This window comes from Pseudomonas sp. PH1b, assembly GCF_000633395.1.
In the GTDB taxonomy this organism is placed as follows: domain Bacteria; phylum Pseudomonadota; class Gammaproteobacteria; order Pseudomonadales; family Pseudomonadaceae; genus Aquipseudomonas.
Genome location: NZ_AYMU01000013.1, coordinates 39,761 through 54,791, shown reverse-complemented (window position 1 = coordinate 54,791; position 15,031 = coordinate 39,761). Strand labels below are relative to the sequence as shown.

The 15,031-nt window shown below is 64.0% G+C and carries 11 protein-coding genes; all 11 read right to left on the bottom strand.

Features of this window, described 5'->3' with window-relative positions; all coding sequences use genetic code 11:
* Window positions 1-223 precede the first annotated feature (223 nt).
* Complete coding sequence (mdoH, locus tag U873_RS0121895; protein WP_025130267.1) at window positions 224-2,794, bottom strand: glucans biosynthesis glucosyltransferase MdoH; 2,571 nt, start codon at window positions 2,792-2,794, stop codon at window positions 224-226.
* The gene (locus U873_RS0121890) at window positions 2,787-4,619 is read right to left on the bottom strand and encodes a glucan biosynthesis protein G (protein WP_025130266.1); all 1,833 of its coding nucleotides are present in this window, start codon (window positions 4,617-4,619) and stop codon (window positions 2,787-2,789) included. The genes mdoH and U873_RS0121890 overlap by 8 nt, the downstream gene beginning before the upstream one ends.
* 276 nt (window positions 4,620-4,895) lie before the next feature.
* On the bottom strand, window positions 4,896-5,333 hold the full coding sequence (gene dtd, locus U873_RS0121885; protein WP_025130265.1) for a D-aminoacyl-tRNA deacylase: 438 nt from the start codon (window positions 5,331-5,333) through the stop codon (window positions 4,896-4,898).
* Window positions 5,330-6,301: a prolyl aminopeptidase gene (gene pip / locus U873_RS0121880; protein WP_025130264.1), complete on the bottom strand. Its 972-nt coding sequence runs from the start codon at window positions 6,299-6,301 to the stop codon at window positions 5,330-5,332. The genes dtd and pip overlap by 4 nt, the downstream gene beginning before the upstream one ends.
* Before the next feature lie 201 nt (window positions 6,302-6,502).
* On the bottom strand, window positions 6,503-7,303 hold the full coding sequence (hutG, locus tag U873_RS0121875; protein WP_025130263.1) for an N-formylglutamate deformylase: 801 nt from the start codon (window positions 7,301-7,303) through the stop codon (window positions 6,503-6,505).
* A gap of 10 nt (window positions 7,304-7,313) precedes the next feature.
* Window positions 7,314-8,519, bottom strand: a complete 1,206-nt coding sequence (gene hutI / locus U873_RS0121870) for an imidazolonepropionase (protein WP_025130262.1) — start codon at window positions 8,517-8,519, stop codon at window positions 7,314-7,316.
* A gap of 12 nt (window positions 8,520-8,531) precedes the next feature.
* Window positions 8,532-9,944, bottom strand: a complete 1,413-nt coding sequence (locus tag U873_RS0121865; RefSeq protein WP_025130261.1) for an amino acid permease — start codon at window positions 9,942-9,944, stop codon at window positions 8,532-8,534.
* A 155-nt stretch (window positions 9,945-10,099) separates the two neighbouring features.
* Window positions 10,100-11,638 (bottom strand): histidine ammonia-lyase, encoded by a 1,539-nt coding sequence (hutH, locus tag U873_RS0121860; RefSeq protein WP_029978558.1) that lies wholly within the window; start codon window positions 11,636-11,638, stop codon window positions 10,100-10,102.
* Between the two features lie 116 nt (window positions 11,639-11,754).
* The gene (gene hutH, locus U873_RS0121855; protein WP_025130259.1) at window positions 11,755-13,278 is read right to left on the bottom strand and encodes a histidine ammonia-lyase; all 1,524 of its coding nucleotides are present in this window, start codon (window positions 13,276-13,278) and stop codon (window positions 11,755-11,757) included.
* A gap of 52 nt (window positions 13,279-13,330) precedes the next feature.
* On the bottom strand, window positions 13,331-14,161 hold the full coding sequence (locus U873_RS0121850) for a glycine betaine/L-proline ABC transporter ATP-binding protein (RefSeq protein ID WP_051586104.1): 831 nt from the start codon (window positions 14,159-14,161) through the stop codon (window positions 13,331-13,333).
* On the bottom strand, window positions 14,158-15,009 hold the full coding sequence (locus U873_RS0121845) for a proline/glycine betaine ABC transporter permease (RefSeq protein WP_025130258.1): 852 nt from the start codon (window positions 15,007-15,009) through the stop codon (window positions 14,158-14,160). Before U873_RS0121845 ends, U873_RS0121850 begins: the two co-directional genes overlap by 4 nt.
* Window positions 15,010-15,031 lie beyond the last annotated feature (22 nt).

The window sequence follows — 15,031 nt, the reverse complement described above, 5'->3', positions numbered from 1 at the left end:
TCAAGTCCCCTGAAACCATTTTATTGTGGTGTCTGCGCGCAGCGGGCCTGGAACGGAAACCTTCGGACATCAAGCCGTTGTCGATCACGCACAGAAATTTGCGGGTGCGATGCTAACGCACTCGGCCATTTGCACAAGGATTTTTGTTGTTACAGAGGGGGATGGGGGACTATTGGTCGCACACAGCAAAACGCCCTTGAGTGGGAGCTCAAGGGCGTTGGCTTCAAGCCGGTTGCGGCGCCGTGTTCAGCGGCTGCAACGGCAGCAGCGGCGCATGGGGATCGGCATCCACCGACTGGCGCCAGGCACTCAGCCAATCGCTGTGGCCTTCGCTCCAGACTTGCTGGTGCAGGCGCCCCAAGGCCACCGGATCGCTCAACAGCGCCAGGCGCTCGCTGTTGTTCAAGGCCTGTGGGCCGACTTTAAGGGCATGGCGCACCCGCTCCTGGCGCAGCCATTCGATCGGCTCGGCCTGGGTATGGCGGGAGGTCGCCAGGGCACAGGCCAGGGCGTTCTGCTGCGGGTCGACCACGGCCCGGACAAAGCCGTCGTTGAGCGCATGCCAGCGGTTTTCGTGGGTGTACTGGTCGGTGGCCAGCAGCGCCTGGGGCGGAGCGTATTCCTCGGGGATCAGGAACAGGCTTTCATCACGGGACTTCAGGCCCAGGCCCACCCGGCTGGAGATCACCGAGACCGGGATCGACAGCATCAACGAACCGACGATCGGCACCAGCCACCAGAGGAAGCTCGGGTTCAGCCAGATCACCAGCAGCGCCCAGCAGAAGCCCAGCAAGGTCTGCGGACCGTGGCGGCGCACCGCTTCGCTCCACGGCGTGGAGTCGTCGTCACGCTGCGGCGAATTCCAGGTCGCAGCCCAGCCGAGGAACGCGGCCAGTACGAAACGGGTGTGGAAGATCATCCGCACCGGCGCCAGCAACATGGAGAACAGCATCTCCAGGAGCATCGACAGGGTCACCTTGAACTTGCCGCCGAACTCTTTCGCGCCCTTGGCCCAGATCAGGATGATGCTCAACAGCTTGGGCAGGAACAGCAGCACGATAGTGGTGGAGAACAGGGCGATGGCCTTGTCCGGGTGCCACTGCGGCCACAGCGGATACAGCTGCCGCGGCTCGAGGAAGTACTGCGGCTCCATCAGGGTGTTGACCGCCAGCAATGCAGTGGACAGCACCAGGAAGAAGAACCACAGCGGCGCCGAGAGGTAGGACATCACCCCGGTGAGGAACACCGCACGGTGCACCGGGTGCATGCCCTTGACCAGGAACAGGCGGAAGTTCATCAGGTTGCCGTGGCACCAGCGCCGGTCACGCTTGAGCTCGTCCAGCAGGTTCGGCGGCAGTTCTTCGTAGCTGCCCGGCAGGTCGTAGGCAATCCACACGCCCCAGCCGGCACGGCGCATCAGCGCGGCTTCGACGAAGTCGTGAGAGAGGATCGCACCGGCGAAGGCACCTTTACCGGGCAACGGCGCCAGGGCGCAGTGCTCGATGAACGGCTGCATGCGAATGATCGCGTTGTGGCCCCAGTAGTGGGATTCACCCAACTGCCAGAAGTGCAGGCCGGCGGTGAACAGCGGGCCGTAGACCCGGGTGGCGAACTGCTGCATGCGCGCATACAGGGTGTCCATGCCTGAAGCCCGGGGCGCGGTCTGGATGATCCCCGCATCCGGCGTGGCCTCCATCAGGCGCACCAGGCTGGTCAGGCATTCGCCGCTCATCACGCTGTCGGCGTCGAGCACCACCATGTACTTGTAGTCGCCGCCCCAGCGGCGGCAGAAGTCGTCGAGGTTGCCGCTCTTGCGCTTCACCCGACGGCGACGGCGGCGGTAGAAGATCTTGCCGAAGCCCTTGGCTTCCCGGCAGACGTCCAGCCAGGCCTGCTGTTCGGCCACGCAGATATCGCTGTCGTTACTGTCGCTGAGGACGAAGAAATCGAAACGGTCCAGGTCACCGGTGGCCGCCACCGACTCGAAGGTCGCACGCAGGCCGGCAAACACCCGGGGCACGTCTTCGTTGCAGATCGGCATCACCAGCGCGGTACGAGCGTCCTTGGGAATCGGCTCGTTGCCGGCACTGGCACCGGAAATCCGGTACTTGTCATGGCCGGTGAGCAGTTCCAGGAAACCCATCAACGCGGTCCAGAAACCAGCGGACACCCAGCAGAACAGGATCCCGAACAGAATCAGGATGCTGGTCTGCAGGGCATAAGGCAGCACTTGCTGGGCGGTCTGCATCAGCGGCTGGTGCATGACCTCTTCCAGGTCGACGAAGGACCAGCCCTGGTACGGCATGATGCCTTTCATGTACCAGCCGGCGACGATGGTCTGGCCGAGCATCAGCACCAGCAGGATATAGCGGCGGATCGAACCCACGGTGCGCCAGCGGGCCGCCGGCAGCACGCGTTCGTCCTTCTTCGGTGCCGGTGGATTGGTGCGCCCGGTCAGGCGCCGCCAGCCACGCACCAGGATATTGGTGCGCCACGGCTCCGGGACCACCTTGGTCCGGCGGATCGGCGGCGTGGCCTTGAGGCAGACCCGGCCTTCAGCGTCGACCGCGAGCATTTCCGCGTCTTCAAGTTCAGCGGCGGTGCTCAGGCTCAGGCGCGGGCCCACCGAGGCCTGGGCGGCGTCGGTGGGGCCATCGAAGGTCGATGACGACAAGCGTTGGTGCAGTTCGCTGAAGGACTGGCAGCCCGCGAGTTCCGCGCGCTGCTCATCCGACATCGGCAGGTGCGCCAGGTACTCGGCAAGAGACGCTGGCTGTAGTTGAGAGTTACTCATCGGCAGGCAACTGGTAGCTCCAGGTCTCGGTCAGGACTTGTTCAGTTTTAACCGGTTCCGGTGTGGCTGGGGCCGCTTCTGCAGCCGCTGGCTGCTTGGCGTCTTTGTGGTCCTTGTCCTTGGCGTTCTTGGCGTCTTTAGCCTCTTGGGCCGGCTTGGCTTGCGCCTGCTTGGCAGCGGCCGCGGCGGCTTCCTTGTCTTTCTTCTCCTGCTGCTTGGCGGCGAGCTTGTCGGCCTTGGCAATGGAAGAATTGGAGTTGGGCGTCGAGGCCTTGGCCGGCTCGGGTTGCGGAATATCACGGACCAGGGCAGCGCGCATCTCGGTGGACTTGCTCGCGTCCTTGATCTTCATCCGCAGGGTCAGGCGCCAGCCCTTGGTTTCCGGGTTGTGGCGAACGCTGTTTTCCACCAGCTCGGCGTTGTCGCCGACGCTGACCTGGCTGCGAACGTCGGCGTTCTCCGGCAATGCCGCCAGGGACGGACCTTCGAAGTCCACCAGGTAGGCCACGCTGCCATCAGGCTGGCGAATCAGGTTGGACTGCTTGACGTCGCCGGTGGAGCGCAGGGTCTGTTGTACCCAGGCGCTGTCAGGGGAATGCAGGGCGGCTTCGTCGATGGTCCAGTGCAGACGGTAGGCGAAGTCCAGCGGCTTGCCTGGCTCAGGTTGTTTTTCCGGGTTCCAGAACGCCACGATGTTGTCGTTGGTTTCGTCTGCCGTCGGGATTTCCACCAGGTCGACGGTGCCCTTGCCCCAGTCGCCCTTGGGCTCGATCCAGGCGCTTGGGCGCTTGTCGTAGCGATCGTCGAGGTCTTCATAGTGGCTGAAGTCGCGGCCACGTTGCAGCAGGCCGAAGCCGCGCGGGTTCTCCACCGAGAAGTTGCTCACGGCCAGGTGTTTCGGGTTGTTCAGCGGACGCCAGATCCACTCGCCATTGCCGGCATGGATCGACAGGCCGCTGGAGTCGTGCAGCTCGCGACGGTAGTTGAGGACTTTCGACGGCTGGTTGGCACCGAACAGGTACATGCTGGTCAGCGGGGCCAGGCCCAGCTTGCCGACATTGTCACGCAGGAACACCCGGGCCTTGACGTCGACGATGGTGTCGGCGCCCGGGCGCAGGGTCAGGCGATAGGCGCCACTGGCGCGCGGCGAATCCAGCAGGGCATAGATCACCAGGTGCTTGTCGGTCGGCTTGGGTTGCTGGATCCAGAACTCGCTGAAGCGCGGGAACTCTTCACCGGACGGCAAGGCGGTATCGATCGCCAGGCCACGGGCGGACAGACCATAGGTGTGGCCCTTGCCGACGACGCGGAAATAGCTCGCGCCGAGCATGGTCATGATCTCGTCTTGCTTGTCGGCCTTGTTGATCGGGTACAGCACCCGGAAACCGGCGTAGCCGAGTTTCTCGGTGGCCTTGGGATCGAACTTCACGTCGCCGAAATCGAAACGGTTGGGGTCGTACTTGATCTCGGTAACGGTGTTGGCGCTGATCTCGTTGATCTTCACCGGCGTGTCGAAGTGCATGCCCTGGTGATAGAACGACAGCTTGAACGGGGTTTTCTGATCGGCCCATTCGGCTTTTTCGGTGAGGAAGCGAATTTTCTGGTAATCCGCGAACTTCATCTCACGGAACTCGTTCGGCAGGTTACTGCGCGGAGCCTCGTATTTCTGCCCGGCCAGTTCCTTGGCTTTGGCCGACACGTCATCCAGGTTGAATGCCATGAGTTGGCCAGCACCGAACAGGCAGGCCAGCGCAGAGCCCGTCACCAGTGCGTTTCGTAACCGTTTGGCAAACAAGTTTGGTGCATTACAGGGACTAACAATCACGAGCAACCCTCGCCGAAAACAGATCAAAAAACCAACGGCCAGCTATCTATATGCCAGGTTGGCGAGCATTGTTCCGACTCCGATGGGGCTAAATGATTCCCCAAGCGGCCGTGGACAAGTCTCTACTTAAGTCAAAATGGGCCAACGAACGCTGATCCCCGTAGCGCGCGATTATCTAGTAGCCCGCGTTACAACGCATCAGGGGTAACAAAGTATTTATCGCGAAAAACAGCTGTTTCCACGGTAAAACAGCGGAAAAAGATGTTTCAGACGCTTTCAGGCCTGTAACAGGAAGGTTACCGGGCCATCATTGACCAGGTGCACCTGCATGTCAGCACCAAAACGCCCTGATGCCACTTTGCCATGTAACTGTTGCGCCTTGGCGACCAGATAGTCGAAAAGCTCTTCGCCAAGGGCCGGTGGCGCGGCCGTGGAAAAGCTCGGCCGCAGGCCGCTTTTGGTGTCCGCCGCCAAGGTGAATTGCGACACCAGCAGCAATCCGCCCTGCACATCGGCCAAGGACAGGTTCATCTTGCCCTCGGCGTCACTGAACACCCGATAGTTAAGCAGCTTATGCAGGAGTTTGTCGGCGCTGGCCCGAGTGTCCCCGGGCTCTACCGCCACCAGCACCAGCAAACCCTGGTCCACCGCGCCGACCACCTCGCCGGCAACTTCCACTCGCGCGCCGGCCACGCGTTGCAACAGGCCCTTCATGCTTCTTCAGGCGGCAGGTCGAGCAGGCGCCGGGCCATCTGGTCGGTGGCGCGCACCAGGGCATCGGTGATGCCTGGCTCGGACGCCGCGTGACCGGCGTCGCGAATCACCTGCAGTTCGCTGTTGGGCCAGGCCTGGTGTAGCTCCCAGGCGTTGTCCAGGGGGCAGATCACATCGTAGCGACCGTGGACGATGACTCCGGGCAAATGGGCGATCTTGCCCATGTCGCGGATCAACTGGTCAGGTTCGAGGAAGGCGTTATTGGTGAAGTAATGGCATTCGATCCGGGCAATCGACAGCGCCCGCTGCGGCTCGGAGAAACGGTCCACCACCAACGGGTTGGGGCGCAGGGTCGCAGTGCGCCCTTCCCAGCCCGACCAGGCCTTGGCCGCATGCATCTGGGCGATCTGGTCGGTGCCGGTCAGGCGCTTGTGGAAGGCGCTGACCAGGTCATGCCGCTCTTCCAGGGGAATCGGCGCCACGTAGTCCTGCCAGTAGTCGGGGAACAGGCGGCTGGCGCCACACTGGTAGTACCACTGGATCTCCTGGGGCCGGGCCAGGAAGATGCCCCGCACGATCAGGCCGAGGACCCGATCCGGGTGGGTTTGTGCATAGGCCAGGGCCAGGGTCGACCCCCAGGAACCACCAAACAGCACCCACTTGTCGATGCCCAGGTGCTGGCGAATCCGCTCAAGGTCGGCCACCAGGTCCCAGGTGGTGTTGTTTTCCAGGCTGGCGTGGGGGGTGGAACGGCCGCAACCGCGCTGGTCGAAGGTGACGATGCGATACAGGTTGGGGTCGAAGTAGCAACGACTCGCACCATCGCAGCCCGCGCCGGGACCGCCATGAATGAACACCACCGGCAAACCTTCCGGTGAACCACTTTCGTCGACATACAGCACGTGGGGCTTGTCGACGGCCAGATCGTGCCGGGCATAGGGTTTGATCTGCGGGTACAAAGTCTGCATTACGCGCTCCGTGGAGGTCGGGTTCATCCCTGGTGGGGACTTCATTTATTCTGCCGTCCGGCATCATAAACCCGAATGACGCAATGAGCATGTCCTTGGAGAAAACAGGGTTGTTCGCAGGTTTACGCTGGGATCGAAGGCGCTTCGCGAGCAAGCTCGCTCCTACACAAAGGCGTGTACCCGCGGTAGGAGCGCTTGCTGTCAGGCGTAACGTTCCTGCCCCCAGGCCAGCAGCCCCTGGAGCAATTCCTTGAGCACCACCTGGGTCGGTGCTGCCAGGTCCTCGCGATAGCGGAACGGTTCGAACTCTTCCATATAGGCGCTCTGTGCCAGCTCCAGTTGCACGGCATGGACATGCTCGGCCGGGTTGCCGTAGTGGCGGGTGATATGCCCGCCCTTGAAGCGCCCGTTGAGCACATGGGTGTAGTCGCTGTGGCCGGCGCAGATCGCCTCCAGCCGGCTGGCCAGTTGCGGATCGCAGCTGGCGCCATTGAAGGTGCCGAGGTTGAAGTCCGGCAGCTTGCCCTCGAACAGGTGCGGGATCAGCGAGCGGATGGAGTGGGCATCGAACAGCAAGGCATAGCCGAACTCGGCCTTGAGCCGCGCCAGCTCCTCCTGCAGGGTGCGGTGGTAAGGCCCCCACACCTCGTGCAGGTACTGCTCGCGCTCTTCCTTGGACGGCGCCTGCCCTTCGACGAACAAGGGTTCGCCGTCGAACAGGGTGGCCGGGTACAGGCCCGTGGTGGCTCCCACGTACAGGGGCTTGTCATCGGACGGGCGGTTCAGGTCGATGACGAAACGCGAATACTCGGCCGCCAGGGTGCTGGCTCCCAGTTCCTGGGCAAACTGGTACAGCCGTGGAATGTGCCAGTCGGTGTCCGGCAGGCTCTGCGCCTGGGGCACCAGCCCGGCGGCTACCGCCGGGGTCAGGCGCGTACCGGCGTGGGGCATGCTGATCAGCAGCGGCACCCGGCCTTGTTTGAAATTCAGAACCTTATCCACAACCCTTCTCCTACACAGTCACTTCAACGCCGTGTCGCACGACGCGTTTTTCCAGGTCGCCCCCCAGCCAGTAGGCCAGGTCGGCGGGACGATCGATCTGCCAGGCGACGAAATCCGCCACCTTGCCCACCTCCAGCGAACCATGGGTGTTTTCCATGCCCAGGGCCTGGGCCGCATGCAGGGTAACCCCGGCCAGGGCCTCCTCGGGGGTCATGCGAAAGCAGGTGCAGGCCATGTTCAGCATCAGTCGCAGCGAGAGGGCCGGCGAGGTACCAGGATTGAGGTCGCTGGCCACGGCGATCTTCACCCCGTGCTTGCGCAAGGCGTCCATCGGCGGCAACTGGGTTTCCCGCAGGAAGTAGAAGGCCCCGGGCAGCAAGACCGCCACGGTGCCCGAAGCCGCCATGGCGATGGCGTCATCCTCGGTCATGAACTCCAGGTGATCGGCAGACAGCGCATGGTAGCGCGCCGCCAGGCTCGAGCCATGCAAGGACGACAGCTGCTCGGCATGCAGCTTGACCGGCAGGCCGAGCTTTTGCGCGGCAATGAACACCCGTTCCACCTGGGCCGGGGAGAACGCCAGGTACTCACAGAAGGCATCCACGGCGTCCACCAGCCCCTCGGCCACCAGGGCCGGGAGCATCTCGCTGCAGATGTGCTCGATGTAGTCATCGGCGCGCTCGGCGTATTCCGGCGGCAGGGCATGGGCCGCCAGGCAGGTACCGCGCACGCTGACCGGCAGCGCCTCGCCGAGACGACGGATGACCCGCAGGATCTTGCGCTCGCTGGCCAAGTCCAGGCCGTAGCCGGACTTGATCTCGACACTGGTGACGCCATCGCGCAGCAGGCTCAGCAGGCGCTTGCGAGCACTGGCGAACAGCTCATCCTCAGTGGCCGCGCGGGTCGCCCGCACGGTGCTGGCAATACCGCCACCGGCGGCGGCGATCTCGGCGTAGCTCACGCCCTGCAGGCGCTGTTCGAACTCGCCGCTGCGGTTGCCGCCAAATACCGTGTGGGTGTGGCAATCGATCAGGCCCGGGGTGACCCAGGCGCCCGCCAGGTCCTGGACCTGGTGGTAATCGGCGACCGGCGCCTGCTGGCGCCGGCCGATCCACTCGATGTGCGCCCCTGACGTCACGATGGCCGCGTCCTCGATGATCGAGTAGCTACCCTGGGCCATGCTGGCGACGTTGCAGTGTTGCCAAAGAGTTTTCATCCAAGGCCTCCGTTAATGATCAGTAGGTAAAGAAGTATCGGCATTGACCCGCTGCACCTGGCCAGCCAAAGGCTTGACCCAGAGCATATAGGCCACCACCAGCAAAACAATCCACACCACGCCCACCGCCAACGCCGCCTGGGTTTTCGGGAAGTAGCCCAGCACACCGAAGATGAACAGCATGAAGGCGATGGCCGCTGCCGGTGCCCAGGGCCAGAACGGTACCTTGAACTCCAGCTTGGCCACTTGCTCGGCAGTCATGGAGCGGCGCATGGCCACATGGGTCAGGAGAATCATCAGCCACACCCAGACCGTGGCGAAAGTCGCCAGGGAGGCGATCACCAGGAAGATGTTTTCCGGGATCAGGTAGTTGAGCACCACGCCGATCAGCAGGGTTGCCGCCATCACCACCACGGTCATCCACGGCACGCCGTGCTTGGACACCTGGGCAAAACCTTTGGGCGCCTGCCCTTGCTGGGCCAGGCCGTACATCATGCGCCCGGCACCGAAAATATCGCTGTTGATGGCCGATACTGCCGCCGAGATCACCACGATATTGAGAATGGTCGCCGCCGAGCTGATGCCCAGGCTGTCAAAGATCTGCACGAAGGGGCTGCCCTGGGTGCCGATCTGCGGCCAGGGGAAAATCGACATCAGCACGAACAGGGTCAGCACGTAGAACAACAGGATGCGCAACGGCACCGCGTTGATCGCCTTGGGAATGACCCGCTTCGGATCCTGGGCCTCACCGGCGGTGACACCGATGATCTCGATACCGCCGAAGGCGAACATCACCACCGCGAAAGAAGCGATCAACCCGGAGATGCCATTGGGCATGAAGCCGCCATGGGCCCAGAGGTTGCTGGCGCCGGTGGCCTGCTCGCTGGCAGCGCTGCCGATACCGAACAGCATGATGCCGAAGCCGCCGAGGATCATCGCGACAATCGCGCCAACCTTGAGCAGCGACAGCCAGAACTCCATCTCGCCGAACACCTTGACGTTGCACAGGTTCAGGCCGCCGATGAACAGCACGATGGCCAGCACCCAGACCCAGCGCGCCACCTCGGGAAACCAGAAGCCCATATAGATGCCGAAGGCCGTGACATCCGCCAGGCAGACGATCAGCATCTCGAAAGCGTAGGTCCAGCCCAGGATGAAGCCCGGCAACGGCCCCAGGTACTGGCTGGCGTAGTGGCCGAACGAGCCGGACACCGGATTGTGCACCGCCATCTCTCCGAGGGCGCGCATCACCATGAATACGGCCGCGCCACCGATCAGGTAGGCCAGCAGTACCGCCGGACCGGCCATCTGGATCGCCGAAGCGGAGCCATAGAACAGCCCGGTGCCGATCGCCGACCCCAGAGCCATGAAACGTATGTGGCGGGCGGTCAGGCCCCGGCGTAAGCCTTTCTCTTGCGATTGCATGTCTTCGTCCCTTTTATTGTTATCGGACAGGACCACCCTGCGCGGCTGCGCAGGGTGACTGGAGCAGCTGCTCCAGCTCTGTCTTGCGGGTAACGCACCCCCTCACGGGCCGTCCCTGTCTAGCGAACACCGCGTGACAGGCCGGCCGCCGCCCATCACAGGCTCGGCAACAACCGGGCAGGCAACAGATCGTTCAGGCAGCGCGAGGCCAGCAGTTCGCTCGCGGCGTTGATGTCCGGCGCGAAGAAACGGTCTTTCTCGTAGTACGCGGCCTTCTCGCGCAAGGTAGCGCGGGCTTTTTCCAGGGCCGGCGAAGTTTTCAGGCCTTCGCGCAGGTCCAGGCCCTGACAGGCCGCCAGCCATTCCACAGCGAGCACGCCGCGGGTGTTCTCGGCCATTTCCCACAGGCGTTTGCCGGCGGCCGGGGCCATGGAGACGTGGTCTTCCTGGTTGGCGGAGGTCGGGATGCTGTCCACCGAATGCGGATGGGCCAGGGCCTTGTTCTCGCTGGCCAGGGCCGCGGCAGTCACCTGGGCGATCATGAAGCCGGAGTTGACCCCGCCATTGGCCACCAGGAACGGCGGCAACTGGGACATGTGCTTGTCCATCATCAGCGAGATGCGACGCTCGCTCAGGGAGCCGATCTCGGCGATGGCCAGGGCCATGTTGTCGGCGGCCATGGCCACCGGCTCGGCGTGGAAGTTGCCACCGGAAATCACGTCGCCTTCGGCGGCGAACACCAGCGGGTTGTCCGAGACCGCGTTGGCTTCCACCACCAGCACTTCGGCGGCCTGGCGGAACTGGGTCAGGCAGGCACCCATGACCTGGGGCTGGCAACGCAGGGAGTACGGGTCCTGGACCTTGTCGCAGTTCTGGTGGGACGCGGAAACCTCGGTGCTGTCCCCCAGCAGCGCACGGTAGGCGGCAGCGGTGTCGATCTGGCCGCGCTGGCCGCGAGCGGCATGGATCCGTGCGTCGAAGGGCGAGCGCGAGCCGAGCACCGCTTCCACGGTCAGGCCGCCGCACACCAGGGCGCCGGCGAACAGGTCTTCACCTTCAAACAACCCGCGCAGGGCGAAGGCAGTGGAAACCTGGGTGCCGTTGAGCAGCGCCAGGCCTTCCTTGGCCGCCAGGGTCAGGGGCTTGAGACCGGCAACTTCCAGGGCTGCGGTCGCTTCCAGCCATTGGCCCTTGTAGCGCGCCTTGCCCTCGCCCAGCAGCACCAGGGACATGTGGGCCAGTGGCGCCAGGTCACCGGAAGCCCCCACCGAGCCCTTGAGCGGGATGTGCGGATAGACCTCGGCGTTGATCAGGGCGATCAGGGCATCGATCACCTGGCGGCGGATACCGGAAAAGCCACGGCTCAGGCTGTTGACCTTGAGCACCATGATCAGGCGTACCAGCTCGTCGCTGATCGGCTCGCCCACGCCAGCGGCATGGGACAGCACCAGGGAGCGCTGGAGGTTTTCCAGATCGGCACTGGCGATGCGGGTCGAAGCCAGCAGGCCAAAACCGGTGTTGATCCCGTAGGCCGTGCGGTTCTCGGCAAGGATCTGCTCGACACAGGCAACGCTGGCGTCAATCTGCGCCGAAGCGCTGCCATCCAGGGTCAGGGTCAGCGGCTGCTGATAGATGGCCCGCAGTTGGGCCAGGGTCAGTTGGCCGGGAATCAGGTTTAGCGCAGTCACATTCATGCTCCTTTTGAGAGTTTTGTAATAACTGCCAGTCGCTCCGGAAGCTTCCGTTATCCGTCGTCACGCGCTGTATCGAGCGGGTGACGCCTTGGCACGCTGGCTATGGGGAAATTCGTTTATTGCACCTTGGAAAAACGTTTGTTCAGCAGTTGCGGGTCCTTGAGCAGCGACGCCGCACTGGAGATATCCGGCGCCAGCCAGCGATCCTGGTCATAGGCCGGGACCCGCTCGCGCAGCAGGCACCAGGCAATCCCGGTCCCCGTTCCAAAGCGTTGCTGCTTGAGAAACTCAAAAGCCTGGGCTGCCAGCAGGTACTCGATGGCGAGGATCTGGGTGCAGTTCTCCAGCACCTGGTGCAGCTTCAGCGCGGCATTGGTGCCCAGGCTCAGGTGGTCCTCCTGCAGGCCCGAGGTCACGTAGTTGTCGAGCACCGCCGGCTGCCCCAGCTGGCGGTTCTGCGCGCACAGCGAGGCGGCCACGTACTGCACGATCATCATCCCGGAGTTGACCCCGGGCTCGGCCACCAGGAACGCCGGCAAGCCGCTGACATGAGGATTGATCAGGCGATCCAGGCGACGCTCGGCAATGGAGCCGATCTCGGCCATGGCAATCGCCAGCAGATCCGCCGCCAGGGCCACCGACTGACCGTGGGGATTGGCCTGGGAAACCACCCGATACTGCTCCGGCGTGCCGAGCAGCAACGGGTTGTCGGTGGCGGCGTTGAGCTCGGTTTCCAGCTGTTTCGCCGCATGGGCCAACTGGTCCCGAGCGGCGCCGTGCACCTGGGGAATCGAGCGGATGCTCAGGGCATCCTGGGTACGGATGCCCTGGCTGGACGCAATCACCTCACTGCCTTCGAGCAGCACCCGCAAGTTGCGGCCCACCACCTGCATCCCGGGATGGGCCTTGAGGGCAATGATCTCGGGGTCGAAGGCGGCGATCTGGCCGCGCAGGGCCTCGAAGCTCATGGCGCCGATCACGTCGGCCCACTGCAGCAGGCGGCTGGCGTCGGCCAGGGCCAGGCAACCGAGGCCGGTCATGCATGGCGTGCCGTTGACCAGGCACAGGCCATCCTTGGCCCCCAACTGCACGGGTTGCAGCCCCTCCTCCGCCATCGCCACTTCGGCCGAGACCACCCGTCCGCGATAGCTGACCAGGCCGATGCCGAGCAAGGCGACACCGATGTGCGCCATGTGGGTCAGGTAGCCCACCGAACCCTGGGACGGCACCTGCGGGGTGATTCCGCGATTGAGCAACGCCAGCAGGGCCTCGACCACTTGCCGGTGAATGCCGGACTTGCCATGGCTGTAGTTGATGATCGCGGCGCAGAGGATGGCCCGGGTCTGCTCATCGGCCAGCGCCGGGCCCACGCCACAGGCGTGGCTGAGCAGGGTATTGCGCGACAGCTGGCTCAGTTGCTCGCCGGTCAGCATGACGTTGCACAAGGCTCCAAGGCCGGTGCTGATGCCATAGGCGCGCTCGCCGCTGTCGACCACCCGACGGACGATGGCCTGGGCGTTGTCGATCCGCGCCCAGGCCGAGTCCGTCAACTCAAGCTGCGCGCCGTGCCGGGCAACGGCAGCAACATCCTGCCAACCCAGGGGGGCGTCGGCGATTACGATCTTTTCAGCCAGGGACATCGGGAACCTCATCGTGAACTCTGTGGTGGGGCATTCGCCGGCAAGCCGGCTCCTACACCGTCGCGGCGCGGCGCTGGACGAAGCGGTCGACGTACTCATCCGCCGGCGAGTGGAGGATCTCCTTCGGCGTGCCGACCTGGATCAGGCGGCCGTCCTTGAGGATCGCGATGCGGTTGCCGATGCGCACCGCCTCGTCCAGGTCGTGGGTGATGAAGACGATGGTCTTGTGCAGGGTCTTCTGCAGTTCCAGCAACTGGTCCTGCATCTCCGCGCGGATCAGCGGGTCGAGGGCGCTGAAGGCTTCGTCCATGAGGATGATGTCGGTGTCCGCGGCCAGGGCCCGGGCCAGGCCGACCCGCTGGCGCATGCCGCCGGACAGCTGGTGCGGGTACTTCTTCTCGTACCCCTTGAGGCCCACGGTGTTGATCCAGTGCAGGGCGCGCTCGGCGCACAGCGACTTGTTCTCGCCGCGCACCTTGAGGCCATAGGCGACGTTGTCCTGGACGTTGCGATGGGGCAGCAGGCCGAAGCTCTGGAACACCATGCTGATCTTGTGCCGGCGGAATTGGCGCAGGGCTTCCATGTCGTACTGCAGGATGTCCTCGCCATCCACCAGGATCGCCCCGCTGGTGGGGTCGATCAGGCGGTTGAAGTGGCGCACCAGGGTCGACTTGCCGGAGCCGGACAGGCCCATGATGACGAAGATCTCACCGGTGCCGATGCTCAGGGACAGGTCATTGACCCCGACCACGCAGCCGGTTTCGGCCAGCACCTGGTCCTTGCCCTTGCCTTGGCCAATCATCGCCAGGGCGTCGGCGGAACGGCTGCCGAAAATCTTGAAGACGTTCTTCACTTCGATCTTGCTGACGGCTGGGCTGCTCATTTGCTCACCTCATGGCGTGGACGACCGTAGGCCTGGGTAATGCGGTCGATCACCACCGCCAGAATCACGATCGCCAGCCCGGCTTCCAGGCCACGACCGACGTTGAGGGTCTGGATGCCCACCAGCACATCCTCGCCCAGGCCGCGGGCACCGATCATCGAGGCGATCACCACCATCGACAGGGCCATCATGGTGGTCTGGTTGATCCCGGCCATGATGCTCGGCAGGGCCAGGGGCAGTTGCACGCCGAACAGTTGCTGCCAGCGGTTGGCGCCGAAGGCGTTGATCGCCTCCATCACTTCGCCGTCCACCTGGCGAATGCCCAGGTCGGTCAGGCGGATCAACGGCGGCGCGGCATAGATCACGGTGGCGAAGATCGCTGGCACCTTGCCCAGGCCGAACAGCATCAGCACCGGGATCAGGTACACGAAGCTGGGCATGGTCTGCATGATGTCCAGCAACGGCATCAGCACCGAACGCAGGCGGTTGCTGCGGGCCGAGAGGATCCCCAGGGGAATGCCGATCAGCACCGAGATCAGCGTGGCCACCAGCATCAGCGCCAGGGTCTGCATCAGCTTGTCCCACAGGCCGACGGCCCCTACCAGGAACAGCAGGCCGACAATCACCGCGGTGGTCAGCAGCTTGCGCGTCGAGTGCCAGGCGATGCCGCCGACAATCGCCAGCATCAGCCACCAGGGCGCCATGCGCAGCAGGCCTTCGAGGTTGACGATGGCCCACAGCAGGGTGTCGGAGATGTGCCGGAACACGTCGCCATAGTTGGTCACCAGGGAGTCGACCCAGCCGTTGACCCAGTCGGCGATGGAAAAGGTGAAGCTTTCTGGAAACATAAGAAACTCTCGATCAGGTGGA

Bases quoted from the DNA above. Each gene is read 5' to 3' on its own strand.
- hutI (WP_025130262.1), bottom strand. From the start codon at position 8,519: ATGAAAACTCTTTGGCAACACTGCAACGTCGCCAGCATGGCCCAGGGT.
- dtd (WP_025130265.1), bottom strand. From the start codon at position 5,333: ATGAAGGGCCTGTTGCAACGCGTGGCCGGCGCGCGAGTGGAAGTTGCC.
- mdoH (WP_025130267.1), bottom strand. From the start codon at position 2,794: ATGAGTAACTCTCAACTACAGCCAGCGTCTCTTGCCGAGTACCTGGCG.
- U873_RS0121845 (WP_025130258.1), bottom strand. From the start codon at position 15,009: ATGTTTCCAGAAAGCTTCACCTTTTCCATCGCCGACTGGGTCAACGGC.
- hutH (WP_025130259.1), bottom strand. From the start codon at position 13,278: ATGTCCCTGGCTGAAAAGATCGTAATCGCCGACGCCCCCCTGGGTTGG.
- pip (WP_025130264.1), bottom strand. From the start codon at position 6,301: ATGCAGACTTTGTACCCGCAGATCAAACCCTATGCCCGGCACGATCTG.
- hutH (WP_029978558.1), bottom strand. From the start codon at position 11,638: ATGAATGTGACTGCGCTAAACCTGATTCCCGGCCAACTGACCCTGGCC.
- U873_RS0121865 (WP_025130261.1), bottom strand. From the start codon at position 9,944: ATGCAATCGCAAGAGAAAGGCTTACGCCGGGGCCTGACCGCCCGCCAC.
- U873_RS0121850 (WP_051586104.1), bottom strand. From the start codon at position 14,161: ATGAGCAGCCCAGCCGTCAGCAAGATCGAAGTGAAGAACGTCTTCAAG.